Source organism: Bacillus swezeyi (assembly GCF_030908325.1).
Lineage (GTDB): Bacteria > Bacillota > Bacilli > Bacillales > Bacillaceae > Bacillus > Bacillus swezeyi.
Genome location: NZ_CP133085.1, coordinates 4292955 through 4318836, shown reverse-complemented (window position 1 = coordinate 4318836; position 25882 = coordinate 4292955). Strand labels below are relative to the sequence as shown.

The following is a 25882-nucleotide window of genomic DNA, read 5'->3' as shown; positions in this document are numbered from 1 at the left end:
TATCATGTTAAAAAATATATTAGCTGCTGAAAGGTTAAAATTAAAGCGTTCGAAAATGTGGGTGTTGTATGTATTGGCCCCTTTTATCAGCGTCATATTGGCTTACACTAACTTTCGGAATAACTATAAACTATTTGTACAGCCAGGCGACAACGAGTGGGTTGAAGCCTGGACCCAAATTGCCGTTTTTATGGGATCTTTTGTTCTGCCAATTCTTGTCGGTATATACGCCGCATTTGTGTGCAGAGGGGAACATGTGGGCGGAGGATGGAAGCAACTGCTGGCCCAGCCGGTTTTAAGGTCTCGGGTATTCTTTGCAAAAAGCGTCATGGTTGCCATGATGGTTGGCGTGACGATGAGCATCTTATGTATACTCTTTATTTTATTCGGCTTCCTTAATGGGCTGAAAGGCGGTCTGCCTTTTTTCACGATTTTAGGATATGTGGTTCAGGGATCAATCGCCTGCCTTCCGCTTATTGTGCTGCAGCTGATCATCTCCATCAGGTATAAAACATTCGGTATACCGCTGGCGGTCAGCATTGGATTTACATTGCCGTCCATACTTGCCGCTAATACGCCGTTGGGACAAATTTACCCTTGGACTCTTCCTATGCTGGGGATGTCTCCACCTGATGAATCACCAATCGATTCATATCCGTTATTTTATAGTGTATTAATTGTTTTGTTTGTACTAGTAACAGCATTTGGGGTGAGAAATTTCTCTCGGCGGGATATGATTTAAAGGCAATGGAAAAGGATGATTTTCCCCCGAAAACTTAAGGATATCTAAGAAATGGACTTTAAAAATCACTTATTTTCATTTAGAAAACTTCCTATTTTGACACAAAAATGGTAAATTGTGCACAGGAGGTGATTAAATCCAAAAAAACGACATTTATCAGAAGCCAATTCAATGCAGGACCAATATACGGCTGTTCTTTGCAATTGAATTTGGCATCCATAGGACTTATAGGGTTGAAATATCTGCTGTAAACAGTTTGAATAGAAGCTGTTTTCCGATCTGCTTTTTTAGGAAAACAGCTTTTTGGTTTCAAAATATAAAAATCATAATATTCATGACATATTAACCTCGGAAAAAAGGCTGAGCCTATTGAAAGCAGGGCTTGCTTCCCTGATAATTTTCGGAAAATTTGTAATAATCAGCCGAGATTTTATCATTTCTGTTATGTATGCCTGCCCTTTTTCTCTTGGATGGCTGCAGGGAGAATACAGAATGAAAAGAATGAGATTTTTCAACTTGAATTCGCGGCAATTGAAGCGGACTTAAAGATACCTCCGGTGGCGGCAGTTTCACATTATGTTGAATAGGAGAATTGGATGAAAAAAATACTTGTCTTTTCAAAAAACAGCTATTTCTTAGCTTATACAAGGCATGTTTTTAAGCCTAATGGAGTTGAAATCATTTGTATCAAATCTTCTAGTGAATTAAAAAGGAGGACGGGAAGCGAAAATTTTTCCGCTGTGATATTGGATAAGTGCCTTTCTAATGATTTGAACCTGTCACTATTCAAAAACATCAGCAGCCCTCTCATCATTTTAGACTCGTTGGAATCTCAGGATACTTTGGATTTTACATTTACCCCCTTTATTGACCTTTTAGATAATATGAAAAAGAAAAAAGGAAATATTATTGAGCTTTCACCTTCAACTTTTTTTGATATCGGCAAACATTGCATCTGGAAAAAAGAAGAGTATATTCCGCTGCCGGCTCAAGAATTCAAAATCTTATACCTGCTTTATTTAAATTTAAACAACATTGTCACATCTGAAGAATTGATCAGTTACGCAGATTTAACCAGCCGATCCAGTTTATATGTTTATATTAACTCTCTGCGGGAGAAGATTGAAGACAACCTGGGAAACCCCGAGATTATTCAAACAAAATTTGGAAAAGGCTATCTTATTAAGAAGAAGCAGTCATCCAGCTATACAGAAAAAGTTGTAAAGATGACAGGAAGTGAACATTTGTAGAAACATCTTAGGAATATATCATATGTTCTTATTTCAGATGAAAAAAGCCTCTTAGCACATTGCTTAAGAGACTCATGCCATGATCATGATGTTACTTGATGTTCAATCCTTGTTTCTATGACTTCGGCCATTTCAATTAGGGCTTTATCCGGAGGAATGATGGCCCGGTTAAGCTTTCTTTTCCCGCTTGAAACCTCGAAAGCCATAATTTCTACGGGATCAATGACGATATGATCATCTTCCCGGAGCTGCTGTATATTGCGAGCCACCGCTTTTTTTTGCCACATGACATCGTTCATCGCAGGGAAGAAAAGAGTTTGATGGGGATGCGCCAGTATAGTTGTCGTTAGCAAGTTAATGGCTGCCCCTTGGGATGCCTGTCCCAATATGTTTGCTGTTGCTGGGAGAACACAATATATATCTGCCCAGCCCCCGATTTCAACATGGCTGTAACGCTTCCCATTTTCATCTTTCTGATCGGTATAAACCTTGTCACAAAAGTAGGAGACGGTGCTGGCAGGAATCAGATCTTCGGCCGATTTTGTAAGAATAACCCGTACTTCTTTAAAATAGTTTCTGAAATATAAAAGATATGAAGATATTCCGACTGATGAGATCGATCCTGAAACACCTAGCAAAAGTTTTTTGTTTTTTAAGTATGAAAAATCCATTTTAACCTCCAGTTTTTGTATTTCATTATATGGTATGTATTGAAATAATGTAATTTATATATTTAATATTAGTTTTTTTTAAGAAGATATCTTAAAATCCAACTTATATTTTCTATAATTTGTTTTAATTTTCAAATATTGTGATATGTTTATGGGAGATTTCTATATAGAAAAGAGTGGGGTGTTCATTTTGAAAGCAGGACTTACTGAACAGTCAACAAAATGGAGCAGTGCTTCATCCTTAATAGAAAGAAAAATCAGCCGCGAAAATAAGGGGAATTGGAGCGAAGCATCGGAAAAGCGTTTCGAAAGATGGAGGATGCTCGTAGAAAGCGATGAAGCTATTCGTCTGGAGGATATTTTATCGGCGTATCATATGAATATCGATGTCTTAAAAAATACGTTGGATCAAGATCAAACAGAGTTTGCCCATCCTGCCGATCATCAGGAATGGTTAGGCATTATTCAATCGGTGAACAGCGGCGCCTATGAGCAAACAGAGATTGAAGTGAACAAAGATATTCTTTTTTTTCATTTTGTAAAACCATTTCTTAAGGCAGCAAAAGGAAAATTGAAAGAGAAACTAGAACAAGCCGGGCGGTATGAAGAAATCATGAAAAACTTCAATCCGGATGTCGAGATTCAACTCATAACGAACCTTGCAGATGCCCTTGCATCTATAAGCAGCAGAACGCTCATTTTGGAATTGAATGTCGCAAGGGTTACCGGACAGCTTCAAGGTGATACTTCAGAAGACAGGGCAAAATACTATAATGAAGTGATGCTGAATGATCCATCATATTTGCAGGCGATAAGGGAAGAATACGTTGTCCTTACGCGAATGCTGGCAGCAAAGGCAAGGTTTTGGACTGATAATGTATATGACATATTATTAAGATATCATGAAGACCAGCGGCTTCTTTCAGATCATTTTAATAATGGGCAGGCACTTGGAATCATAACCGGGATCGACACTGGAAGCAATGTGTCAGACTCGCATAACCGGGGAAAAACGGTTGCCATCTTAAGCTTTGATTCAGGCTTTAAAATGGTGTATAAGCCCCGGTCTCTTGAAATAGATGAACAGTTTAATCGCTTTATTCATTTCTTGAATTCAAAAGGATTAACCCACGATCTCAAAACAGTTCAGACACTTAACAGACAACACTACGGATGGACGGAATTCATTACTTATACGGAGTGTCAAAACAAACAGCAGGTGGAGCATTTTTATTGGCGAATTGGGGCTTTTTTAGCCGTTTTATACGCCATGAATGCTGTGGATTTCCATCACCAGAATTTGATTGCTCACGGTGAATATCCCGTTTTAATAGACCTTGAGTCATTGCTTCATAACAATTCAAGATATTCGGATGACAGCGCCTTCAGCAAAGCCCATGACCGGATCGAGCGTTCAGTGCTCCGTGTCGGCCTTCTGCCAAGGAAAATTGGAAGCAAACAAGGGATTGAAGGCATTGACCTCAGTGCCTTGGGTGCGCAAGAAGGACAAGTATCTCCTCACAAAACAACCGTCATCGTCGACCGCAATAAAGACACAGTTCACATAAAGGAACAAAATTATCCAATACCCGTTAGTTTTCACCGGCCGATGCTAAACGGCAAAACGGAAAATGCAGCTCATTTTGAAGAAAGTATTGTCTTGGGATTTGAAGAACTTTACCGTTTCTTTATGAAACATAAAAAAGAAATACAAGCTCAAATGGATTTATTTAAGGGGATCTCTGTCAGGCAAATTTTAAGAGGAACAGCGAGATATTCCAATCTTCTCAGAATAAGTCTTCACCCGGATTTTATGAGGGACGGCTTGGATAGAGACATGATTTTGGATAAGCTGTGGCTTGATACAAAACTCAATCCGCATTTGAAAAACATTGTCTTGCATGAGAAAAGAGATCTGTTTGTCGGCGACATCCCATACTTTGTCAGCAAACCTGAGGACACCCACCTATGGGATTCAAAAGGAGAATTGATTCCGAATTTCTTCAGGAGGAGCGCGCTTGAAGAAGCCAAGCTTAAAATTGGCCGCTTAAATCAGATTGATTTTCAAGAGCAGGTCGGTTTTATTCGGACGGCTTTTCTCGTTTTGAAGGATTCGCCAGGAAAACGAGACACATTAAAAAGAACCGATATCCCTCCTTCCTTTAAAACGGAAGATTTCCTGCAGGAGGCAGTCAAAATCGGCAGATATTTAGCGGACAGGGCGATTCCGGGCGAACAGGAAGGACAAAAAAACCTTTCATGGATTGGATCATTTGTAGACAATATGCGGGAAGATCAATTTAAAATCTCTCCGGCAAACAGTACGCTATATGAGGGTGTAGCCGGGATATCATTATTCTTTGGCTATTTGGGTCATATGACAAAAGACCCCCGCTTCACGGAAATATCCAGACAAGCCTTAGTCCCTGTGCAAAGGAGTCTGCCAACATCCAAAGATATAAGCGCTTTTGGCGGTATCTCTTCCTATCTTTACGTATTGGACCATTTATCTGTTTTATGGAAGGAACAGGACTTAATTGAAAAAGAGCTTGAACCGGCTTTAGAAAGATTACAGCTATTCATCTCCAATGATCAAAATAATGACATTTTGACAGGAGCTGCTGGTACAGCCATCGTCTTAAAAAATCTATATAGACGTTTTAAAGATGAAAAAATCATGTCATTGATCATAAAATGCGGAGACCAGCTTATCCGCAATATGTCGGAAATGAGCAAGGGAGCAGGCTGGAAGGTGCCTGCGAACCCGGTTCCGGCCTCAGGATTTGCACATGGGGCAGCAGGCATTTCTTGGGCTCTTTATGAAATATATGAGCTAACGAAAGAAAGCAGATATAAAGAAGCGGCTGATCAAGGCCTGGAATTTGAACGGACTCTGTTTATTCCGGAATTCAATAATTGGGCTGACATCAAGCTTGAAAATGGGGATTACCGGAATGTCAATTTTACAGCATGGTGCAACGGGGCAGCCGGTATAGGGCTCAGCCGTGCGTTAATCTTTTCCTATCATCGCGAGGATATCATAAAAGAAGAAGCGCTGACGGCTGCTAAAGCGATTCTTAAAAACGGATTTGGTCAGAACCATTGTCTTTGCCATGGTGACTTGGGGAATTTGGAAATCCTTCAGATCATCGCAAGAACATTGAAAAATAAAGAACTGTATGATTGGGAAGCATCGCTGAGTCATCAAATTTTAAAGGATATCAAAATAAGAGGATATTTGACAGGATTTGAAAAAAATAATGAATCACCTTCTTTAATGATGGGATACTCTGGGATTGGTATAGGGCTGCTGAAAATCTATTCGCCGGATCAAGTGCCTTCAATTTTAACGCTGCAATCACCTCAAGATTTAAACCTATAAATGTGGTTAGGCCTTACTCAGTAAGGTCTAATTTTTTAGGAGTGACAATCATGAAAAAGGTTCCTCTTATCAGACAAATGGGACAGAATGAATGCGGGCCCGCCTGTTTATCGATGATTCTTCATTTTTACGGCTGCAAGGTGTCCTTAAATGAAATCAGTGAAGCATGCAACGCGCAAAGCCGCGGCGTCTCAATCAAAACATTAACCGGGGTATCGTCCCGTTACGGCTTGACATGCAGAGCCTTTCAAGTTTGTGCGAAAGATCTGTATGCCCACATTTCTTCTATTGTTCCCTGCATTCTTTTTTGGGATGAACGACATTTCGTTGTGTTGGAGAGCTTGAAGAAAGACCATTTAGAGATTATTGATCCAATGACAGGAAGGAAAAAGATAAATAAAGAAGATTTTGCGAAGCATTACAGTCAAGTCATCTTAACATTTGAAAAGACGGATGCTTTTCAACAAAGATCTTCTTATTCAGATTTAAAATATTATATGAAATACGCAGTACAAAGCTGGAAGATTGTATTATCCATTTTGATCTTTTCTCTTCTAACACAAGCTTTTATCTTCTTCATTCCTTTTTTAATGAAAGAAATGATTGATGCCGCTGTTCTAGAAAACAGCTTGAGCTATTTTTTGAAAATTGAAGTTGGAATGTTGTTTCTTCTTTTCATCATATGCCTGTTTTTTCTCAGAAGCTATTGGATTATCAAGTTGCAAGCGTCATTCAGCCAACAGATGACAAACGACTTTATCAATCATGTATTGAAACTGCCGTTGAGTTTTTATGAACATCGAACTGCTGGAGATATTGCATCAAGGATCAATAATATTGCTGTCATCAGAGAAATCATTGTTCGTAATGGTTCAGGTGCAATACTTGATGCACTGATGCTGTTGACTATTTTTACCGCAATGTCCACTCAATCGATGAGGCTCGCTTTGTTTTCCATAGGACTGGCATTGCTTCAATTGCTATTAATGGCTTTTGTTATGCCAAAGCTAAACGATTTGAAAAGAAAAAACCTGTCAGCTCAAACTGCTTCTCAAAGCTTTATGGCTGAGGCGCTCCGAGCTATGCCTTTTATCAAATCAAATGGACTGGACCCATATATAGTGAAGAGATCACTTCATTATGACAAGAAACAAACGGAGTCCTTCAAACGGCATGCTATTACAGATGCTGTGTTAGAGAGCATCAGCAGCAGCCTGCAATTCTGTGCCCCCCTCATTTTAATCGGTTTTGGTTTAAAGGAGACAATAAACGGCAGTTTAACCATTGGCGGCTTAATCGGGTTTAGCGCTTTAGGAGCTTGTTTTTTCCTGCCTGTGGCTTCTCTTATCAGACATATGCAGCAGTTTCAATTTATTGGAGATATACTTGAAAGAATAAGAGACGTTTTTAAAACGGAGCCGGAAAGAAGCACACATAAACCCTTGGATTTTAATATCGCAGAACAAGATATTCGACTTGAGAATGTTTCCTTTTCTTATGGAAACACTCCGGTCATAAAAAATCTTTCTTTAACGGTTAAAGCCAGCACAAAAGCCGCCTTGGTTGGAACGTCAGGCAGCGGCAAAACAACGCTGTCAAGGCTTATTTTAGGATTGTACAGACCAGATGCCGGAAAAGTTTATTATGGAGATCAAGATTTAACGGGTATCAACCTTTATGAACTGCGGGGGAAAATGGGGGCTGTATTACAAGAAAGCTATCTCTTTAATGATACGATTGCCAATAATATTTCAGGATTTAAAGACCTGTCCTTCGACGCAATCATAAACGCGGCTAAGCATGTCGATCTGCATGAGGATATCGAGCAGATGCCCATGGGATATAACACGATCATAGGGGAGAATGGGAGCTTTTTATCAGGAGGGCAAAAGCAGCGTCTAGCAATTGCCAGGGCTATTGTCAACAATCCCTCCGTGGTCATATTGGATGAAATAACAAGTCACCTCGATACCTTGACAGAAAGTAAAATTGACAGCTACTTTGATCAATCAAAGACGACTCGGATTATCATTTCCCATCGCCTTTCCGGTATTAAAAACGCCGATCAAATCGTCGTTTTAGACAGCGGGGAAATCATTGAGCAAGGGTCGCATCATGAATTAATAGAAAATAAAGGCCGCTATTATGAATTGTGGAAGAAGGAGGAAGAAAAGAAACGGAAAATGATCGCCTATTCTTTATGACATGAATTCATCCCGAAAAAAACGGGATGATGTCATATGCAGAGAAGTATGGTTTCTTTTTGTTCAATGTTACGCAAAATACTCGGGCCGATTGATCATAATCTGTTTGTTCATCTGGCTGATAATCCCTTCACAGCGGAGTTTTTTCAGGACAGCGCTTACGGTTTCGCGGGAGGTGCCGGAGATTTTGGCGATTTCTGCGGCGGTAATCGGACAGCTGATCACGGTTGAATTCCTTTCTTTCTGGCCGAGGCTTTCGGTCAAATAATAGATGGCTTGCGTCACCCGGTCATGCGCATGGGAGAGTGTGATTCGTTTGAGCCTTTCTTCGTGAAGGGCAAGGATATCGGATAATTGATTGAGAACATCAAAGAGAAGTTTTTTATTTTCCCTTACAAGATCTTCGAAAATGTTCATGGGAATATAGTAGAGTTCAATATCTGTCAAGGCTTCAGCGGCATAATGATAGTGTTCATCGCGAAACAGGCCGCCAAATGGAAAGAGTGTATGAGGACGTACGTAGTCGGTATAAAACATGGATCCTGTTTCATTGGATTTTTCGAGTTTAATAAAGCCGTCGAGAAGGAGATACATTCGTTCCCGGGGGTCTTCTTCCATAAATAAAATCTGGCCTTTGTGGTAAGTCCGCCAATAGATAAACTGCTTGATGTTTTCCAGCTCTTTTTTACTCAGGGAAGCGAATAGGGAAAACCTTTTCAGTTGATGTACGATGTCTTTGTTCTGCATATTAACGACCACCCTTATCATTTTCTTATGAACTAAGGTTATATACTTTAAATTTTACCTGTTTTTGACGATTGGCAAAAGGAAGAACCCTTGAAAGGCTCTTCCTTTGGAGCTTAAGCTTGTTCGACAATGGTGCCGGCATTGCCTTTGAGAGCTTCCTTGGCCAGCTTCAGGGAGGTAATCACTGTTTTGTTTCCTTTTTTGGCTTCGGCAAACTGAATGGCTGCTTTCACCTTTGGCAGCATGCTTCCCTCTGCAAACTGTTTTTCTTTGATATAGCCCTTCAGCTCTTCAGTTGTCACATGTTTAAGCGTCCGTTCTGTCGGTTTTAAATAATCAACGGCAACATGATCGACGCCTGTTAAGATGACCAATTCGTCTGCATGAACGAGCTCTGCTAGTTTACAGGCGGCAAAATCTTTGTCGATGACGGCGTCGATACCGCAAATCGCGTGGTTTTTTTCGATGACGGGGACGCCGCCTCCTCCGGCCGCGATGACAACATGGCCTTGTTCCACTAAATCATTGATGACATCGTACTCAAGAATGGATACAGGAGCCGGTGACGGCACAACGCGGCGCCAGCCTCTTCCGGCGTCTTCTTTAAAAACAAGGTCGCCGTTCCGGCTGTTCATCAGTTCTTTTGCTTCTTCTTCGCTGTAAAACGGTCCGATCGGTTTTGTCGGATTGCGAAAGGCCTCATCATCGCTGCGCACGGCGACGCGAGTAATCACGGTCGCCGCATGCCCGTTCTTTCCTTTGGCTTGCAGCGCTTGATCAAGGGCGTTTTGCAGCCAGCAGCCGATCATTCCTTGTGTCATCGATACACACGTTTCCAGCGGCATGGCAGGTGTTTTCGGAGAATCCGCCTGCTTTTGCTGAATCATCAGATTGCCGACTTGCGGACCGTTTCCGTGTGTGATGATCAATTCAGCTCCGCTGTCAATCATGTCTGCCAGATACACGGCTGTTTCTTCCAATGCCCGTTTCTGCGCTTCTGCGCTGGCGTCATCTCCTGTTTGAATAGCATTACCGCCAAGCGCGACGACAATTTTTCTTTTTTTCATTTAAGACACCTCTGTTTGTTAAATTGAAATGCTTCCCGTCATTAATTTCACGATGGCAATAATAGCCAATATTAAGATGATGACGGCAATGACAAGCTCAGCCTTATTGAAAGCGGGTCCTTCTTTTTCTTTGCGAACTGATCGGAATACCAAGATGCCGGGGGCGTATAAAATCATCGTCAACAGCAGATAGTCAAGGCCTGCCGCATAGACGAGCCAGATGCCGTAAATGCTTGCGATCACCCCTATCGTGATGTTTTTGATCCGATTCGGCTCCTTGTGAAGCCAGCTGTATTTGAGCTGATAAAACCCGGAAAATAAATACGGGATTAAGATTGCCGAAGATGCTAAGGAAAAAGCGAATTGGTATGCTGTATCCGAAATGAGAAAAGTCAGCAGAAACAGCTGGATGATAGCGTTTGTCAATGTCAGCGCATTTGATGGAGCACCGTTTTTATTTTCTTTGCCGAACCACTTCGGAAAAACGCCTTCCCGTGCGGCAATCAGCGGCAGCTCTCCGGCAAATAGCGTCCAGGCCAGCCAGGCGCCTATTACTGAAATAATCAGACCTAAGTTAATCAGTACAGCACCCCATTTGCCGACGATATGCTCCATAATGGAAGCCATTGAAGGATTGGGAAGGCCGGCTAAGTCTTGTTGATTCATGACGCCGAGCGACAGCATGGTGATCATCACATAAATCACCAGCACACTGATCAGTCCAATAACGGTCGCTTTGCCGACATCGCTTGATTTCTTGGCCCGGCTTGAAAAAAGAACAGCCCCTTCAATACCTGTGAACACCCAAACGGTGACAAGCATCGTGCTCTTCACTTGGGCTCCGATCGAGCCTAGCGACAGTCCTTTTCCCCAAAAGTCGGCCGTAAATAAATCAAGATGAAAAACAAAGATGACGGCGACGATGAAAGCAAAAATCGGCACCAGTTTTGAAATGGTTGTAATTAAATTAATCATGGCAGCAGACTGAATACCGCGCAGAATCAAAAAGTGTACGCTCCATAAAATCACGCTTGCACCGATAATCGATGCGATATTTTGGCCGTTTCCAAACGCGGGGATAAAATACCCGACTGCACTGAACAGCAGCGTCCCATATGCCACATTTCCGAGCAGGGCTGCGAACCAGTAACCCCAGCCGCTGTTGAATCCCATGAAATGGCCGAACCCTTCCCTGGCATAAGTAAAAATACCGCCGTCTAAATCAGGTCTTTTCGTCGTCAGATTTTGGAAAGAGAAGGCCAAGGCGATCATGCCGACTCCGGTGATGACCCAGCCGATTAAAATCGCGCCTGCTCCGGCTCCTGAAGCAATGTCGCTTGCCAGGTTGAAGGCTCCGCCGCCGATCATTGACCCGATGACAAGCGCAATGAGCGCAAACAGCCCCAGTTTTTTTTCTTCCGCCATTTTTGTCACCTCATTCGGTATAGGATGGAAAAGGGGATTTCACCCTTTTCCTGTCAGTCAAGATCGCCGAGTGTCGCCGCCATGACAGCTTTAATTGTGTGCATCCGGTTTTCTGCTTCATCGAATACTTTAGAATGTTTGCTGCGGAACACTTCATCCGTCACTTCCATTTCTTTGAGGCCATGCTGTTCATACACGTTTTGTCCGTATTTTGTATGAAGATCATGAAAGGCGGGCAGACAGTGCAGAAAGATGACATTTTCATTGCCTGTTTTCTTCACAAGCTCCATGTTCACTTGATAGGGCTTCAGCAATTTGATTCTTTCAGCGAACTTATCTTCTTCCCCCATAGAGACCCAGACATCTGTATACAGCACATCGGCTCCGGACGCGGCTTTGTCTATATCGCTTGTTACAGTGATGCTTCCTCCGGATTCTTCAGCAAAAGTTTCCGCCATTTTGACGATGTCCTGATCAGGGAAAAGGTCTTCAGGCGAGCATATTCTCACATCCATTCCGACTTTGGCTCCGCCGATGAGCAGACTGTTGGCGACATTGTTCCGTCCATCGCCGATATAAGTGAGCTTCACGCCCTTCACGCGCCCGGTGTGTTCTTTTACGGTCATAAAGTCGGCCAGCATTTGTGTCGGATGCCATAAATCCGTTAAACCGTTCCATACCGGTACGCCTGAATGCTCGGCCAGAGATACGACTTTTTCATGTTCAAAACCGCGGAATTCGATGCCGTCAAACATCCTGCCAAGCACTTTAGCCGTATCCTCAATCGATTCTTTTTTACCGAGCTGAATATCGTCTTTGCCGAGGTATTCAGGATGTGCACCGAGGTCGATGCAAGCAGTCGTGAAAGCGCATCGTGTTCTTGTTGACGGTTTTTCAAATAATAAAGCGATGTTTTTGCCTTCCAAATGGCGATGTCTGACCCCTTGTGCCTTTTGATCTTTTAACTGTTGGGCAAGGTCGAGCAAATAAAGGATTTCTTCTTCAGAAAAGTCTTTTTCAGCTAAGTAGCTTCTTCCTTTTAAGTCAATTGTTTTTGCCATTTTTCTCTCTCCTTTTTCTTCTGGATTCGCTATTTTATATCGTCGCGGTACAGCGGCATGCTCATACAGCGCGGACCGCCTCGGCCTCTTGAAAGCTCTCCGCTCGGGATTTCAATGACTTTAATGCCCTGCTCTCTCAAGCAGGCATTGGAAATGTAGTTTCGATCATAAGTGACCACAACACCGGGGGCGATGGCGAGCGTGTTTGATCCGTCATTCCATTGCTCGCGGGCTGAAGCGATTTCATCTCCGCCTCCGCAGAAAATCAGGTTCACATCTGAGAGGCCGAGCGTTTTCTTCAGCACTTCCAGCAGATTGTGCTCTTCTGTAATTTGAACGTCTTCTTCCGTTTTTCCCCGCTCAAGAATGAAGATTCGCATATCGCCTTCCGGACCCTGGATGGCGGGATGGATCGTGAATTGGTCGCGGTCAACCATCGTAAAGACGGTATCTAAATGCATAAAGGCCCTGGTCTTCGGTATTTCGACAGCAAGCACCCGGCGAATCCGGTCCTGGCGTTTAAACAAATTGCGGACAAGGCGTTCGATCGCTTGTGCGGTGGAGCGTTCTGAAACACCGATCGCAACCGTTTCATCATTTAGCACAAGCTCATCTCCGCCCTCGATATTGAATTTGAAGTCGCGGTCAAGCCAGACCGGAATGTCATGTTCTTTAAACCGCGGGTGGTGTTCTATGATGTAGCGCATAAACAGGGACTCTCTCCGGCGTGCCGGCTCTTTCATTTTATTGATGGTCAGCCCGCTGCCGATCGCGGCTGCCGGGTCTCTTGTAAAATAAAGGTTCGGCATCGGGTCGAGATAAAATGGATAGTGGTCTTCCATCAGCTCGTGCAGGTGAGAGCGCAGCCCCAGCTCGATTTCGTTTTTTCGTACTCCGCTCATCACATGTTCGACCATTGACTCGGCTTCAAAGGAGAGCAAGTATTCCTTTAGTCTGTGATAAGCTCCGTTTAGATCTGCTTTGCTTTCAGATAAAAGCTCGCTGATAAACTGTTCGCGGACTGAAGTGTCACCTAAAGCTTCAGCAGCCAGCTTCTCTAAATAAAGCACTTCCACTCCTTGCTTTTTTAGGGTATCTGCAAATTGGTCATGTTCGTTTTGAACGGCCGGTAAAAAAGGAATATCGTCAAAGAGAAGCCTCTCCAGGTAATCGGGTGTGAGATTTTCCAATTCCCGCCCGGGCCTCTTCAGCATGACTGTTTTCAAATGGCCGATTTCTGAGTAAATGTGAATCGGTGCTGTCATGATCATCCCGCCTCCTAATCTGTTTTGATTACATTTACAGCTTAAAACAGCGAGGCGGGCTGCGATGTGAAAGCGATAACAACAAAAATGTGATCTATTTCACAAGTTTTTTGATGAAGCAAAAACAAAAGTGAATAAATATGACAAAATGACATGGAGTCCTTGTCAGGGCAAAGTAAACATCGTATAAAACGTGTATATTTTTTAGAGGATTTTTTAAAAAAAATTTTTGTAGGATCATATCTTCCAAAATAAAAAGAGCTGATCCAAATGGGGATCAGCTATCAGCATAAATGTTCACAAAATGATTGGGCAGTCTCTGATGATTGAGAAATCACAAGACAAGTATCATTCCCGCATATACAGCCCAGCATCTCCGGTCGTCCCAGTTTATCAAGAAGGACTCCGATGGCATGGGCATTTCCGGGCATCGTCTTAATAATGATTAAGTTTTCCGCCTGGTTCACCTGCAAGACAACTTCTGAAATTTTGTCTTTCAGAACTTTGGAAGGGTTGATTGATAAAGAAGTATTCGTGGCATAGACGAGTTTTCCGGCTTCATTAAGCTGTTTGACAAGATACATCTCTTTAATATCCCGGGAAATGGTAGATTGGGAAGCTGTTATGCCGCGGCTTTGCAGCAGAGCTGCCAATTGCTCCTGGGTTTCTACCGGATGTTCGAGAATGGTTTGTTTAATGAGCCATTGCCGTTTCTGTTTATTCATCAGGGCGCCTCCCTTCGGCAAGGACGTATATCTACTATTATAAGATGTTTTTTTGTTTTAACATGGAAGCTATTTTACAAAAAACCAAATATTTTAGGCTGGAAAAAAGGGCTTGATAGACACCAGAAATTCACTTATAATGCTTGAAGATGACAAATTGATAAAATGAGAGAAAAAGTGGTTTTCTAGGGTTCCGCAGGTGCTCTGCATTTGGTCTGGTCCGAGAGAAAACACATAACGAGAACATCGTTATGACACGGAGGGATAAAAGCCCTGGAGTTTTGGCTCTTGATCAAAAGAGCCTTCTCCGGGGCTTTTTTGCTTTTTAAATAGGAAATTACTTTTAGATATAGGAAGGAGCTGCAGTTATGAAAAAGAAAGCAATTGATATGGTTATGATTATGATAGGCGCATTTTTCTTTGCGCTGGCCGTGAATCTGTTTGCCATTCCGAACGATTTGGGAGAAGGCGGCGTCACGGGGATCACGCTGATTTTATATTACGTTTTTCAATGGTCTCCAGGCATCACCAACTTTGTGTTGAACGGGATTCTCCTCATGATCGGATATCGGTTTTTAGATAAAAAAACGACGGTTTACACAATCATTGCGGTTGTCGCCAATTCATTCTTTCTGCATGTCACGGAGGATTGGGTGATTCCGGCTGATGAAGTGATCATCAGCACGATTTTTGCCGGGATGTTTGCCGGAGTCGGTATCGGCATGATTATCCGTGTCGGCGGAACCACCGCAGGGTCTGCAATTCTGGCGAGAATCGCCAATAAATATTTTGACTGGAATATCAGCTACGCTTTATTGATGATTGATTTGGTTGTCGTATTCAGTTCCTACTTTATCATCGGAGCTGAAAAATTGATGTTTACGATCGTCATGCTCTACATCGCCACAAAGGTCATGGACTTCATTATTGAAGGCCTCAACACGAAAAAAGCGATCACGATTATTTCCGAGCATAAACATGAAATCGCAGCGCAAGTCAACACGCTGATGGACCGCGGCGTCACGATACTATCAGGGCGGGGCCATTATACAGGCAATTCCAAAGAGATCTTGTATATCGTGATCAATAAACAAGAGCTGTCCATGCTGAAAAAAATTATTAAAAGTACAGATAAAAAAGCATTTGTCATTATCCATGATGTCAGGGATGTATTTGGTGAAGGGTTTGTAGATATCTCGAAATAAGGAAAGGGCTGCCGGGGGATACCGGCAGCCTTTTTTTTTTGCATTCCGTGATGACATTTACCTAATATAAAGGTCTTTTGGTCTATTTCTAGTTGTTTTCATGTCCGTGAATCACTGCTTTGAAATGGCCTTTTAGCCTTCCCTGCCGAAGGGTTATTCCATACATTGCATTTTTAAGCAAAATTTAAGATGAAAGGGAGCTAAATAATACTTTAGTACGATTTGGCAAACGGTTATTTTGATTATAATTAAACGAAAAGACCTGTTTTTAAGGAGTGAAAATAGTTGGATTCAAGCAGGGTAATCGCACTGGCGGAACAATATAAATCAGCCGCTGATGAAGTGAAAAAATCAGAGCTGCATCTAAAGACCCGGATGTCTGCGAATTCCGCTTCATGGAAAGGGAAGACCCGGGAGCAGTTTGACAGTGATTTTGACCAGACATCAGCTGCTTATCAACAATTGGAAGCGGATTTAATCGAAATCAGCAGCGAATTAACGACAGCCGCCGCAAAAATCGAGCAGACGAAGGCAGAAATCATGAGAATGGAAGAGCTTGAAAGAAAAAAGAGAGAGAAATTGAAATAATCAGCAGAGAGGAGCAGCGGAATGGGAAAGGAAATCTTAGTTGATCCAGACAAGCTTGAAGGTTTGGCAAATGATTTTGTCAAAGAGCTGACAGATATGGAGAAGTTGTATAAAGACCTCCATCTTGAATTAACAACGATGATCCTGGGCTGTGACCCGCGCTACAGTCATTGCTTTTCGGGCGTCGGGGATGCCTGGTCAAGCGGCAATGACCTTGTCGGCAAGCTTGATGCCAATGAACGCTACATACGCAAAACAGCCGATAAATTTGCGGAGCAGGACGATATTTTAAGAAAGCTGTACAACTTATATGATAATTACGGTACGCTCACCGCGATGGCCGGCGTATCGATGACCCAATTCAAGTATTACGGACTTGGAATCACAAAATTTGTGAAAGACGGCTCAGGCCTGTATTCAGTAAAACATACGAAGCTGCTTATGGATCTTTCCAGAATCATCGATGAGTCTAAATACAGCAGAGCGGCGAGAATTTTGTTAAGTCCAAAATATCTGTTTAAGAATCCAAATCTTCCTTATGCAGATTTAGTGCATAAGAAATTCACAAAATTTTATCCGCAGGATACTGTCGATTTCACGAATAAAATCAAGAGTTTCGCAGCCGGAATGGTCGATGAAGCGGGAAATAAAGCAGCGTTTAAAGACGTATTAAAAGCCGGAGGCAAGTTTGCAAAGGGAAATGCGATTACAGCCGCTTTAATCACAGGGGCCACTGAGACTGTGGGAATGGGATTGAAAATCTCAGAGAACTACAGCAAATACGGCAATAACCGCGAAGTATTAAAAAGGGAAAATGCAAAGGCAGTCGGAAACGCCGTCAATAACACGGTTTGGATTACAGGCGGATCTGTTGCCGGTGCGGTAATCGGAGGCGCACTTGGCAGTACTCTCGGCCCTGTCGGTACTGTTGTTGGAGGAGCAGCCGGATCGTTTATCGGAGGAATCGTGGGAGAGCAGGCTGCAAAACTCACAGCGGGCATTGCTGAGAAGACAGCTTTATTGCTGAAAAATCCAATTCAAGCTGGACTCGACAAGGCAAAGAAAGGGTTTGAACTGGCTGGTAAAGGCGTTCAAGCCTTTAATCAAGGCATCGACACTGTGAATGAAGGCATTCGAAAAGGCGCAGAAACAGTAGGGAAAGGGTTTCAAAAGGCTAAGGAAACTGCCGGCTCCCTTGTGAATGGCGCCAAAAATTTCTTTTCGGGTAAGCTGTCGTTCGGTTAAGGGGGATACGTATGGATACATTGAAATTAAGTATTGAAGAATTAATTTTTTGTTTTTACAGTGAAGGCTTATTTGAACAGGGAATGTCTTTGAAACAGGCGTATTTTCCCGACATGACGGAGGAGCAGCTTGAATTTATGTTTGAAATCTCATGCCGCTCTCTTTTAGCAAAAGATGTGTTGGAATATAAAGCGCATCAATATAAATTAAAAGAACCGTACAAACCGTTTATTCAAGCCTTAAATGATGCTGATTATACGATTAAAGCATCTAAATTTTCCGATGAAGCAGAAGAAAGCGTTTCATACCATGTTGCCTCTCAAGGTTTATTCGCTCATCAGCTGATTCATGAGCAGCAGGTTCATCACATCAGTTCGCTGTCTTCGAAAGAGGATATTCTTGAGCAGACCGTTCAGTTTTTAAATATCAAAGAGGCGCAGGAAGCAAAAGGCACTGTTCTTACTTTACAGAATGACCAATTTGAACAATTATTAAAGGGGGCCAGTGAAGAGCGGTTATTGGCCGATGAATTCCTGGTCAAATATGCTGATTATCCTCACGCTAAAGCTTTTATTCAAGATCTGGTTTTCAGCCAAGGAAAAATGGATAGCGTTATGCTTGTAGAATATGGTCTTGATAATACTCCTGATGTAAGAGATCTAATGTTTGTCATTCCTGGAGCGGAGCATACATGGTTTGTCACAGGAAGTGCAAGAAACGAATTCTCGGTTATGGCAGCCGAAAAAGAAAAGATTCGTAACATCATATTGAGAGATAGTCGTTTGCTGAGATAAAGGAGGTCTATTTTCGGAACAGGTGAAAAAACGGATCATTGAAGTGAAAAGCCGAATATTCTTCAGGATATGGGCATTTGCAGGAACTGCAGGTATCGGTTTGGTCGGAATATGGCTCTTTTTTGAAGCGGTAAAATTCGAATCGAATTATTCATTATTATACTTAGGCGCCGGACTGCTTGGGATGGTCTATGGTTTGATCACTTTTTTAATGATTTTTCCCGCCTTCACGAAGAAAGGAAGCGTCATTTTCAGCATCGTAGAAGGAGAAGACGGCCGGCTGTTCTCAGGAAAAAAATCCGTCTATATTAAAGCCATCAAAAGCATCAAAATGGGTCGGCACCGCTACAGCCCGAAAGGCATTTTCTTTGTGGATGTGGTGATTCAGACGCACGCGAACGGATTGGTGCGGATTCCGACTTACAACATTCTCCCTGAGCCGGAGTTTTACAAAGCGGTGGAACTGCATATCCTGCCGTACATGACGGAGGAAGCGCGTGCAGACTGGATCGGGCAGTTTACAGAAGCGCAAAGAAAAGCTTATTTAGGCGAGTTTCATAAGGATATATAGTTTGGAGGGAATGACGATCAGAAATAACAAATTGCCGATAGAAGTAAAAAGCAAAATGTTCTTCAGGGTCTGGCTATTCCTAGGCTCATTTGGGCTGGGAGCAGCGAGTTTGTGGATGTTCTATATGGGGATCACTTTTCAAACAAAATTTTATCTGTTGGCTATACCCGCAGGGCTATTATTCAGCTTCTTTTTCTTTGTCTTATTTTTAATCGCTTTTCCCGCTTTCACGAAAAAAGGCAGCGTCATCTTCAGCATCATAGAAGGAGAAGACGGCCGGCTGTTCTCAGGAAAAAAATCCGTCAATATTAAAGACATCAAAAGCATCAAAATGGGCCGGCACCGCTACAGCCCGAAAGGCATTTTCTTTATGGATGTGCTGATTCAGACGCGCGCGAACGGATTGGTGCGGATTCCGACTTACAACATTCTCCCTGAACCTGAGTTTTATAAAGCGGTGGAACTGCACCTCTTGCAATACATGACAGAGGAAGCGCGTGCAGACTGGATCGGGCAGTTTACAGAAGCACAAAGAAAAGCTTATTTGAATACATTTCATAAAGATATTTAATCGTTTCAGAAAACGGCGCCATCAAATCAATTCTCCAGATGGCGCCTGTAAATTCGAAAAGGTTTTTGAAACCTTTGGGGGAATTGATTCGTCTTACTTAAAGGCTGCCTATATAGAATGTGGAATTTTTTCCGCATCGGGCTGTTTTCGGATGAGGCCGGGAGCTGTACAGGCATAAGCTGATGAGGGATTTTAGCAGCCGTGATGCTTGAATATGCATTGAGATTTTTAGTAGAATAATAAATTAATTTCGTCTCCTGCGTTTCATTGACTGAAACAGATAGCGGTCAGAAAATGTTAAAAAGGTAGAGGTTATCATGAAAAAAATATTCTCTCATAAGCTAAGCTTTTTTTTGTTAGCTGTCATTTTTGTATGGGCTAAAACCTATGCTTCTTACTTTTTAGAATTTAATTTGGGCGTGAAAGGAACCACGCAGCAGATTCTGTTATTTATTAATCCATTCAGCTTTACAATTGCTGCACTCGGCTTGGCCTTGTTTGCGAAAGGCCGGCGTTCAGCGGTATGGATCATCATCATTGATGCTGTCATGACGTTCGCTTTATATGCGAATGTACTATTTTACCGTTTCTTTGATGACTTTTTGACTTTTGCAAATCTTAAACAAGCCGGAAACCTCGGCAATATGTCAGATGGCGTTTTTGATATCATGGCTTTCCATGATGCGATCTATTTCCTTGACCTTGTCATATTGATTGCATTATGTGTGAAGATACCTGAAATCAAGGCTTCCAGTTTGAAGAAAAGATGGGCTGCAATCGTCGTTGTGAGCGGTGTGCTCTTATTTTTCATCAATCTGTCCGTTGCCGAAAAAGACCGCCCCGAGCTTTTGACAAGAACATTTGACCGAAATTATATCGTCAAATACCTGGGGCCTTATAATTACATGGTCTATGATGGTGTGCAGGCCGCTCAAAACGCGAGCCAAAAAGCATATGCAAGCAGCGATGATTTGACGAGCGTTGTCAATTATACAAGCTCTCATTATGCGAAGCCGAATGCTGAATACTTCGGTGCTGCAGAAGGAAAGAACATCATCAAGATTCACCTGGAAAGCTTCCAGACGTTTTTGATTGATTATAAACTGAACGGCAAAGAGGTCACGCCGTTTCTGAATAAGTTGGCTCACGGCCAGGACGACATGATGTATTTCGATAACTTTTTCCATCAGACGGGTCAAGGCAAAACGGCTGACGCCGAATTGATGATGGACAACAGCCTTTACGGGCTCCCTGAAGGCAGTGCCTTTGTGACAAAAGGACAAAATACGTATCAATCCCTGCCGGCGATTTTAAATCAAAAAGAGGGTTATACGAGCGCCGTTATGCACGGGGACTACAAGTCATTCTGGAATCGTGACCAGGTGTACAAGCAGATTGGCTATGACAAATTCTTCGATGCCAGCACATATGACATGTCAGAAGAGAACCTTGTCAACCTTGGCTTGAAGGATAAGCCGTTCTTTAAAGAATCGATTCCGAAGCTGAAATCGCTCAAACAGCCGTTTTACGCCCATTTAATCACACTGACGAACCATTATCCATTTATTCTGGATGATGAGGACGCTACCCTTGAGAAGGGAACGACAGGTGATAAAACGGTGGACGGATACTTCCAGACAGCCCGCTATCTTGATGAGGCGCTTGAAGAATTCTTTAAAGAGCTCAAAGAAGCCGGTCTATATGATGACTCCGTCATCATCATATATGGGGATCACAACGGAATTTCTGAAAATCACAACCGAGCGATGAAAGAAGTATTAGGAAAAGAGATTACACCATATCAAAATGCGATGAACCAGCGCGTTCCGCTCTTGATTCGTGTGCCTGGCAAAGAAGGCGGAGTCAATCATACGTATGGCGGAGAAATGGATGTCATGCCGACACTTCTTCACCTGCAAGGAATCGAAAGCAAAAACAATATCAACTTTGGAACAGATCTCTTTTCTAAAGATCATGACGAAACCGTTGCCTTCAGAAACGGCAACTATGTCACACCAAAATACACAATGATCGACACGACGGTGTATGATACAAAAACCGGAAAAGAAATCAAACCAAATCAAGAAACTGAAAACCTGCAATCCCAGGTGTCTGAACAGCTTGATCTGTCTGACCAGGTTCTTTATAAAGATTTATTGAGATTCCATAAGCTTTCAGACTTTACACCTGTTGATCCGTCACAATATCATTATGGAAAAGAAAAAAGCGAATAACACCGAAAACCGCCTATGACGCAATTAGACGTCGGGCGGTTTTTTTCTGTTCAAAAAGAGTATATTTTCCTATTCATCTCTGTTACTTTCAGCCTTATAATTTAAATTATGGAAAAAGTCCTACATATGTCTTTTTGTGAATATTCAAAAATATAACCCTCATTTTAAATTCAGAGGTGACGGTTCAGTGAGCTATTCAGATATGTTAGATCGAATACATGCCGCGATTTCAAATCAATCAGCCGATCTTGAAGAAAAGATATCAAGGCTGAAACGGGCAAAAAATAAAATTGAAACGGAACAAAATACGTCTTTGGAAGAAATCAAAAAGATTCGCAATCCCAGTCTCGGTTCCTCATGGCAAGGGAGCCGATCGGAAACGTTTGATGAGTCAAGAGATGAAGCATACAATGAGATGCAAAACATCATAACCGATGATTATGAAAGCTATAAAACGAGGATTCAGTCCAAGATTGTTTTGCTGGAAATAGAGCAGGGTGCTTTATCCGCTGCAAGGGGGCTGGCGCATACGGCAGATCAGCTTCTTACTAAAGGAGAGGAAGCCCTAGAAGAATTGGGCAGCACCATCAGTGATTTAACAAGGCGCTTGTTCTAGGCCTCCAGGATCGTGATTCAATCGACAATAAAAAAGAAAGGGCTTAAGACCGATGAAAATCTACGAAGCAAAAACCTTGGTCTCTGCGATGAAAGAACGTTCACAACAATATCAAGATTTAAGAGAGCAAATCAGTGCTTTAAAGAAGCAATTTCACGGTGTTATGAATCTGGGAGATCACTTTCAGGGAGAAGGCGCTGAAGCCATTAAAGATTTTTATCAGGCTCAGGCTGATGTTGCAGATGCATGGCTCGGCCTGATTGATAAACAGATCGCATTTTTAGACGGCATTTCCGGCGCTTCCGAAGACCTCGACCTTTCCGGAGATACGGTCGTCAAAGGTGACTTTTTAGAAAATGATTTGTCAAATGCTTACACCACATCAAAGTCCATCGTTTCGGAACAAAAAAAAGAGCTGCAAAAAATCTTTGACGATATCGATGACATCATAATGTTAGAAACGTTTTCAACCGAGACCTTTGAAACGCATCTGAACAAAGCGAAAAAAGAACGGGAAGAAACGGTTGAAAAAGTGAATCAGTTTGATGAAGACTTAAAATCGGAGTACGCTTTATCAGAAACGGAAGAACGTTTTGTTCTGGGCTTGTATGGAGCGCTTGCTCAAGCAACACAGCACGGCAATGAAGCGTCTCCCATTTACTTTGATGCCAAAGCTTATCACAACAGCGACATCTACGAGCTTAAAGATGAAGTGGAAAAAGGGACGTCGGAATATCTTACGATTAAAAAAGAGCAGGAAGATGCAAGGCGGATCGCGAAAGAGCAGGAGGAGCTGGAAAACAGGCCATGGTATGAAAAAGCGTGGGGTACGGCTTGCACCTTTACCGGGGAAGTGACGGGCTATTATGATTATAAGAGAGCGTCAGAAGGAATAGACCCTGTTACAGGTGAAAAGCTTACCGCCGCAGAGCGGGTCTCCGCAGGCGCAATGGCCGCAGCTGGATTCATCCCGGTTGTCGGCTGGGCTGGGCGTGCCTTTAAAGGCGGCAAAGCCATTTATAAAACAGCCAAAGGCCTCAACACCGCTGAACATGCCCTTGACGCTTACAAATCTGCGAAATCGCTTGACTACTTGAAAAAAGCGGAATACGGGATTTACGGTTTAACCGCAGCGAACGGTTTTGGAGAAGCGATGACGGGAAGGGATATGTTCGGAAACCAATTATCGGATGAACAACGCAAACAAAGCCTATTCAATGCGTTTGCCATTACAGGCGCCGGGGCTGCCGCACGCTACGCCGACAAACTTCCTGTGAAAAACCTTCCGCACAATACCCACAGCAGCAAATGGGTCAATGACAAGCTGAACCGGGCTAAACAGGCAGTCGACAAAGTCAAAAAGAGCCTAGGCAAGATTGAAGTGCCGGTCGGAATCCGCGTTGAACAGCTGGCTACACATGCCGGACCAGCGCTAGGCAGAATCGGCGTGGAGAAAAAACCGCTTCATGATCTGATGGCGTTTTCGGTGAAGGATGGCGGCAGGCGCTCTAAACCGAAGTGGAACCCGAAACCGGAAGGCATGTCGCAAAAAGATTATGTCGCTCATAATGGCAATCACTACAGCAAGGAAAAAAGAAGAGAATTATACGAGAAGCTCAATAAGAGCAACCGTGCTTATGTAAAAGAAAAAAGAGTGCCGCAGGACCATGAGACTTTTCTCAGCGGTGATGACTTTAAAAGAACGAAAATCCGGGTGAAGGGCGCTCAAGTCTACGAAAAAGACGGTCTGTATTATTACCGTGATACGCTTCATGTAGGGGAAGCTTCCCATATAGAAGTTTTTGACCGTACAGGGAGGAAACATTTAGGGGAAGCGGATCCGATCAGCGGTGTCTTGGACGAAAGCAAAGCTGACCCAAATAAATCGATTTCTAAATTCATAAAATAACTGTGCTGAAAGGAAATAACCATGAAATTACGTGAACTTAATCAAACCGATATTGAAAAAGATATTTATTTTATGGAAGTGTTTTCCGACAACATTGTCATCAATGACGACTATGAAGGAATCACGGTGCTGGACGCCCATTTAAATGTGATAAAAGAGATTGGTTTAGAGGACATCGTTATTGATGCTTCTTTTAAAAACACCTTGACGGAAGAATTAGCCCTTTTTTTCCATGATGAACAACGATTGTTTTATTTCAACCTAAAAAAAATGAATCATCAGGCATGCGATGTAAAAGCGGAACTTCCCGTTCTGTCCAAATATTATGTTTGGGGAAGCGATGAGATTGTTTTTGTCACCTATGATGAAGATTTTTACCGATACAGCATGACTGATAATGCTTTTATGAAGATCGACAGTGCTTATGTAAAGGCCAAATATGAGCCGTTCTACTCTTTTTGGTCAGAAACAAAGGATTTGCCGGTGATCCGCTATGACATGGATCGGCTGGAAATCATCGCGAATACCAGAAACAACAGATATACTGTGTATCCATCCAACGGGGACAGCATATTTCTGAAATCCAATTATAAACCTCATGATGTCCATTATTCGGGTGAAACGGCAATGTTTGTACAAGAAGACATCATTGAATTGTCCAATCAAGGGGAGCAGATCACATTGGAGCCTGGGAAGCAGATGAAATTTTTAAGAGGGAGATTTCTCGCTCATGATAAAATTGCTGTTTTAAGCAGCCACAACTCTGACCTTCTCAGCCAAATCAGGATCTACCAGATGACAGATTAACTTGAAGATTTGATCTTCAAGTTTTTTTATATCTTCGTTCTAAATCGAAATCCTGCGAATAGGCTTGTATTTGAGAGGGCAAATCCAGAGGCGGGGATGGCGTTTTAGGCTATTCATGATATGGGAAGTGAGACGGTTGACGATCTTTCATTATTTTTTCAAATTGCATCCTTTAAGAATTCAAGATGGCTGGAAGGTTAAAGAAAATCATTTATATCAAAAACCGATTCGAGAACGCCGCCAAAAATTGCTGATATTGGAACATACAAAAACCGCAGACATCGTACAAGTTGATGGTGCCGGAGAGCTTTGCTATACCATCCGGATCTTCAATGCCGATCAAAAACAGGACATTTCAAATATTCCGTATGACGAGTTAGTCGAACGGTTGGAAGAGGTGATTTGGAAAGAGAGAAATAGTGCCCCCGGCAATTTGCTGAGGCTGCGCATCCCAACCGGCTGGACTGTACTCCATCACTCATTAACGGATATAAATCCTGACGAATTAGCCCCTGACAGCAAGGCATGGCTGTCTCATTTTAAACAGGATCTGCTCCAGCTCAAACATCATGAAGAGAACCTAGTGTTGGATGTAGAGTGGTTTCCGGAGAACGACCCAGCTGGGCATTATGCCGTTAAACTGATAAAGGACGGCGATTGGAAGCACCCCCTTGAAGATAAGTTGTGCATTCATCCGAAAGAATTGTCTTATGAAATTGGTGCAGTGTTAAAGAAAGCCTGCGGACTTCAATATAAAAGCTGAACCGGCATCGGCCGGTTTTTTGTTTGCTGAAAAAACCAGG

22 protein-coding genes and 1 riboswitch are annotated in these 25882 nt (G+C 42.6%); of the genes, 15 read left to right on the top strand and 7 right to left on the bottom strand.

Annotated features, from left to right (window positions below; translation table 11 throughout):
• The first annotated feature begins 4 nt into the window (after positions 1-4).
• Positions 5-742, top strand: coding sequence for an ABC transporter permease (locus RBH91_RS21585; protein WP_307892899.1), 738 nt, complete (start codon positions 5-7; stop codon positions 740-742).
• A 596-nt stretch (positions 743-1338) separates the two neighbouring features.
• Positions 1339-1992, top strand: coding sequence for a winged helix-turn-helix domain-containing protein (locus tag RBH91_RS21580; protein ID WP_307892898.1), 654 nt, complete (start codon positions 1339-1341; stop codon positions 1990-1992).
• 83 nt (positions 1993-2075) lie between these two features.
• Here the strand turns inward: RBH91_RS21580 and RBH91_RS21575 are convergent, their stop codons facing one another.
• Positions 2076-2663 (bottom strand): flavoprotein, encoded by a 588-nt coding sequence (locus RBH91_RS21575; RefSeq protein WP_307892897.1) that lies wholly within the window; start codon positions 2661-2663, stop codon positions 2076-2078.
• Between the two features lie 181 nt (positions 2664-2844).
• Here RBH91_RS21575 and RBH91_RS21570 point away from each other — a divergent pair, with 181 nt between their 5' ends.
• Positions 2845-6045 carry a type 2 lanthipeptide synthetase LanM family protein gene (locus tag RBH91_RS21570; RefSeq protein ID WP_404802457.1) on the top strand — a complete coding sequence of 1067 codons (3201 nt, stop codon included), beginning with the start codon at positions 2845-2847 and terminating at the stop codon, positions 6043-6045.
• Between the two features lie 50 nt (positions 6046-6095).
• Positions 6096-8249 (top strand): peptidase domain-containing ABC transporter, encoded by a 2154-nt coding sequence (locus RBH91_RS21565; protein WP_307892895.1) that lies wholly within the window; start codon positions 6096-6098, stop codon positions 8247-8249.
• 69 nt (positions 8250-8318) lie between these two features.
• Here the strand turns inward: RBH91_RS21565 and RBH91_RS21560 are convergent, their stop codons facing one another.
• The 6 genes from RBH91_RS21560 to argR all read right to left on the bottom strand — a co-directional run bounded on the left by RBH91_RS21560 (position 8319) and on the right by argR (position 14539).
• Positions 8319-8996 carry a Crp/Fnr family transcriptional regulator gene (locus tag RBH91_RS21560; protein ID WP_076759782.1) on the bottom strand — a complete coding sequence of 226 codons (678 nt, stop codon included), beginning with the start codon at positions 8994-8996 and terminating at the stop codon, positions 8319-8321.
• 113 nt (positions 8997-9109) lie between these two features.
• Positions 9110-10063, bottom strand: coding sequence for a carbamate kinase (gene arcC / locus RBH91_RS21555; RefSeq protein ID WP_076759780.1), 954 nt, complete (start codon positions 10061-10063; stop codon positions 9110-9112).
• 18 nt (positions 10064-10081) lie between these two features.
• A complete protein-coding gene (gene arcD, locus RBH91_RS21550) occupies positions 10082-11488 on the bottom strand; it encodes an arginine-ornithine antiporter (RefSeq protein WP_307892894.1) in 1407 nt (468 codons plus the stop codon).
• A 53-nt stretch (positions 11489-11541) separates the two neighbouring features.
• Positions 11542-12549: an ornithine carbamoyltransferase gene (gene argF / locus RBH91_RS21545; RefSeq protein ID WP_307892893.1), complete on the bottom strand. Its 1008-nt coding sequence runs from the start codon at positions 12547-12549 to the stop codon at positions 11542-11544.
• A 29-nt stretch (positions 12550-12578) separates the two neighbouring features.
• Positions 12579-13814 carry an arginine deiminase gene (gene arcA / locus RBH91_RS21540; protein WP_307892892.1) on the bottom strand — a complete coding sequence of 412 codons (1236 nt, stop codon included), beginning with the start codon at positions 13812-13814 and terminating at the stop codon, positions 12579-12581.
• Positions 13815-14098: 284 nt separating this feature from the next.
• Complete coding sequence (gene argR / locus RBH91_RS21535) at positions 14099-14539, bottom strand: arginine repressor (protein WP_307892891.1); 441 nt, start codon at positions 14537-14539, stop codon at positions 14099-14101.
• A 174-nt stretch (positions 14540-14713) separates the two neighbouring features.
• Positions 14714-14820: riboswitch (guanidine-I (ykkC/yxkD leader) on the top strand.
• Between the two features lie 87 nt (positions 14821-14907).
• Between argR and RBH91_RS21530 the strand changes: the two genes are divergently transcribed.
• The 11 genes from RBH91_RS21530 to RBH91_RS21480 all read left to right on the top strand — a co-directional run bounded on the left by RBH91_RS21530 (position 14908) and on the right by RBH91_RS21480 (position 25842).
• Entirely contained in the window at positions 14908-15744 is an 837-nt protein-coding gene (locus RBH91_RS21530; RefSeq protein ID WP_076759768.1) for a YitT family protein, read from the top strand.
• Between the two features lie 285 nt (positions 15745-16029).
• The gene (locus RBH91_RS21525; RefSeq protein ID WP_307892890.1) at positions 16030-16332 is read left to right on the top strand and encodes a WXG100 family type VII secretion target; all 303 of its coding nucleotides are present in this window, start codon (positions 16030-16032) and stop codon (positions 16330-16332) included.
• A gap of 21 nt (positions 16333-16353) precedes the next feature.
• Positions 16354-17577 carry a hypothetical protein gene (locus RBH91_RS21520; RefSeq protein ID WP_307892889.1) on the top strand — a complete coding sequence of 408 codons (1224 nt, stop codon included), beginning with the start codon at positions 16354-16356 and terminating at the stop codon, positions 17575-17577.
• A gap of 11 nt (positions 17578-17588) precedes the next feature.
• A complete protein-coding gene (locus RBH91_RS21515) occupies positions 17589-18371 on the top strand; it encodes a hypothetical protein (protein ID WP_307892888.1) in 783 nt (260 codons plus the stop codon).
• Between the two features lie 34 nt (positions 18372-18405).
• A complete protein-coding gene (locus tag RBH91_RS21510; RefSeq protein ID WP_076760258.1) occupies positions 18406-18942 on the top strand; it encodes a YfjD family protein in 537 nt (178 codons plus the stop codon).
• Positions 18943-18952: 10 nt separating this feature from the next.
• A complete protein-coding gene (locus RBH91_RS21505) occupies positions 18953-19513 on the top strand; it encodes a YfjD family protein (protein ID WP_404802523.1) in 561 nt (186 codons plus the stop codon).
• Positions 19514-19830: 317 nt separating this feature from the next.
• On the top strand, positions 19831-21747 hold the full coding sequence (locus RBH91_RS21500) for a lipoteichoic acid synthase (protein WP_307892887.1): 1917 nt from the start codon (positions 19831-19833) through the stop codon (positions 21745-21747).
• 187 nt (positions 21748-21934) lie between these two features.
• Positions 21935-22363 carry a YwqH-like family protein gene (locus RBH91_RS21495; protein WP_076759753.1) on the top strand — a complete coding sequence of 143 codons (429 nt, stop codon included), beginning with the start codon at positions 21935-21937 and terminating at the stop codon, positions 22361-22363.
• A 52-nt stretch (positions 22364-22415) separates the two neighbouring features.
• Positions 22416-24272 (top strand): ribonuclease YeeF family protein, encoded by a 1857-nt coding sequence (locus RBH91_RS21490; protein WP_307892886.1) that lies wholly within the window; start codon positions 22416-22418, stop codon positions 24270-24272.
• Positions 24273-24293: 21 nt separating this feature from the next.
• On the top strand, positions 24294-25079 hold the full coding sequence (locus tag RBH91_RS21485) for a hypothetical protein (protein WP_307892885.1): 786 nt from the start codon (positions 24294-24296) through the stop codon (positions 25077-25079).
• Between the two features lie 127 nt (positions 25080-25206).
• On the top strand, positions 25207-25842 hold the full coding sequence (locus tag RBH91_RS21480; RefSeq protein WP_307894822.1) for a hypothetical protein: 636 nt from the start codon (positions 25207-25209) through the stop codon (positions 25840-25842).
• The last annotated feature ends 40 nt before the right edge of the window (positions 25843-25882 follow it).

What these genes read in the sequence shown, in the direction of transcription:
- RBH91_RS21585 (WP_307892899.1), top strand. Translation starts at nt 5, where the DNA reads ATGTTAAAAAATATATTAGCTGCTGAAAGGTTAAAATTAAAGCGTTCG.
- RBH91_RS21580 (WP_307892898.1), top strand. Translation starts at nt 1,339, where the DNA reads ATGAAAAAAATACTTGTCTTTTCAAAAAACAGCTATTTCTTAGCTTAT.
- RBH91_RS21575 (WP_307892897.1), bottom strand. Translation starts at nt 2,663, where the DNA reads ATGGATTTTTCATACTTAAAAAACAAAAAACTTTTGCTAGGTGTTTCA.
- RBH91_RS21565 (WP_307892895.1), top strand. Translation starts at nt 6,096, where the DNA reads ATGAAAAAGGTTCCTCTTATCAGACAAATGGGACAGAATGAATGCGGG.
- RBH91_RS21560 (WP_076759782.1), bottom strand. Translation starts at nt 8,996, where the DNA reads ATGCAGAACAAAGACATCGTACATCAACTGAAAAGGTTTTCCCTATTC.
- arcC (WP_076759780.1), bottom strand. Translation starts at nt 10,063, where the DNA reads ATGAAAAAAAGAAAAATTGTCGTCGCGCTTGGCGGTAATGCTATTCAA.
- arcD (WP_307892894.1), bottom strand. Translation starts at nt 11,488, where the DNA reads ATGGCGGAAGAAAAAAAACTGGGGCTGTTTGCGCTCATTGCGCTTGTC.
- argF (WP_307892893.1), bottom strand. Translation starts at nt 12,549, where the DNA reads ATGGCAAAAACAATTGACTTAAAAGGAAGAAGCTACTTAGCTGAAAAA.
- arcA (WP_307892892.1), bottom strand. Translation starts at nt 13,814, where the DNA reads ATGACAGCACCGATTCACATTTACTCAGAAATCGGCCATTTGAAAACA.
- argR (WP_307892891.1), bottom strand. Translation starts at nt 14,539, where the DNA reads ATGAATAAACAGAAACGGCAATGGCTCATTAAACAAACCATTCTCGAA.
- RBH91_RS21530 (WP_076759768.1), top strand. Translation starts at nt 14,908, where the DNA reads ATGAAAAAGAAAGCAATTGATATGGTTATGATTATGATAGGCGCATTT.
- RBH91_RS21520 (WP_307892889.1), top strand. Translation starts at nt 16,354, where the DNA reads ATGGGAAAGGAAATCTTAGTTGATCCAGACAAGCTTGAAGGTTTGGCA.
- RBH91_RS21515 (WP_307892888.1), top strand. Translation starts at nt 17,589, where the DNA reads ATGGATACATTGAAATTAAGTATTGAAGAATTAATTTTTTGTTTTTAC.
- RBH91_RS21505 (WP_404802523.1), top strand. Translation starts at nt 18,953, where the DNA reads ATGACGATCAGAAATAACAAATTGCCGATAGAAGTAAAAAGCAAAATG.
- RBH91_RS21500 (WP_307892887.1), top strand. Translation starts at nt 19,831, where the DNA reads ATGAAAAAAATATTCTCTCATAAGCTAAGCTTTTTTTTGTTAGCTGTC.
- RBH91_RS21490 (WP_307892886.1), top strand. Translation starts at nt 22,416, where the DNA reads ATGAAAATCTACGAAGCAAAAACCTTGGTCTCTGCGATGAAAGAACGT.
- RBH91_RS21485 (WP_307892885.1), top strand. Translation starts at nt 24,294, where the DNA reads ATGAAATTACGTGAACTTAATCAAACCGATATTGAAAAAGATATTTAT.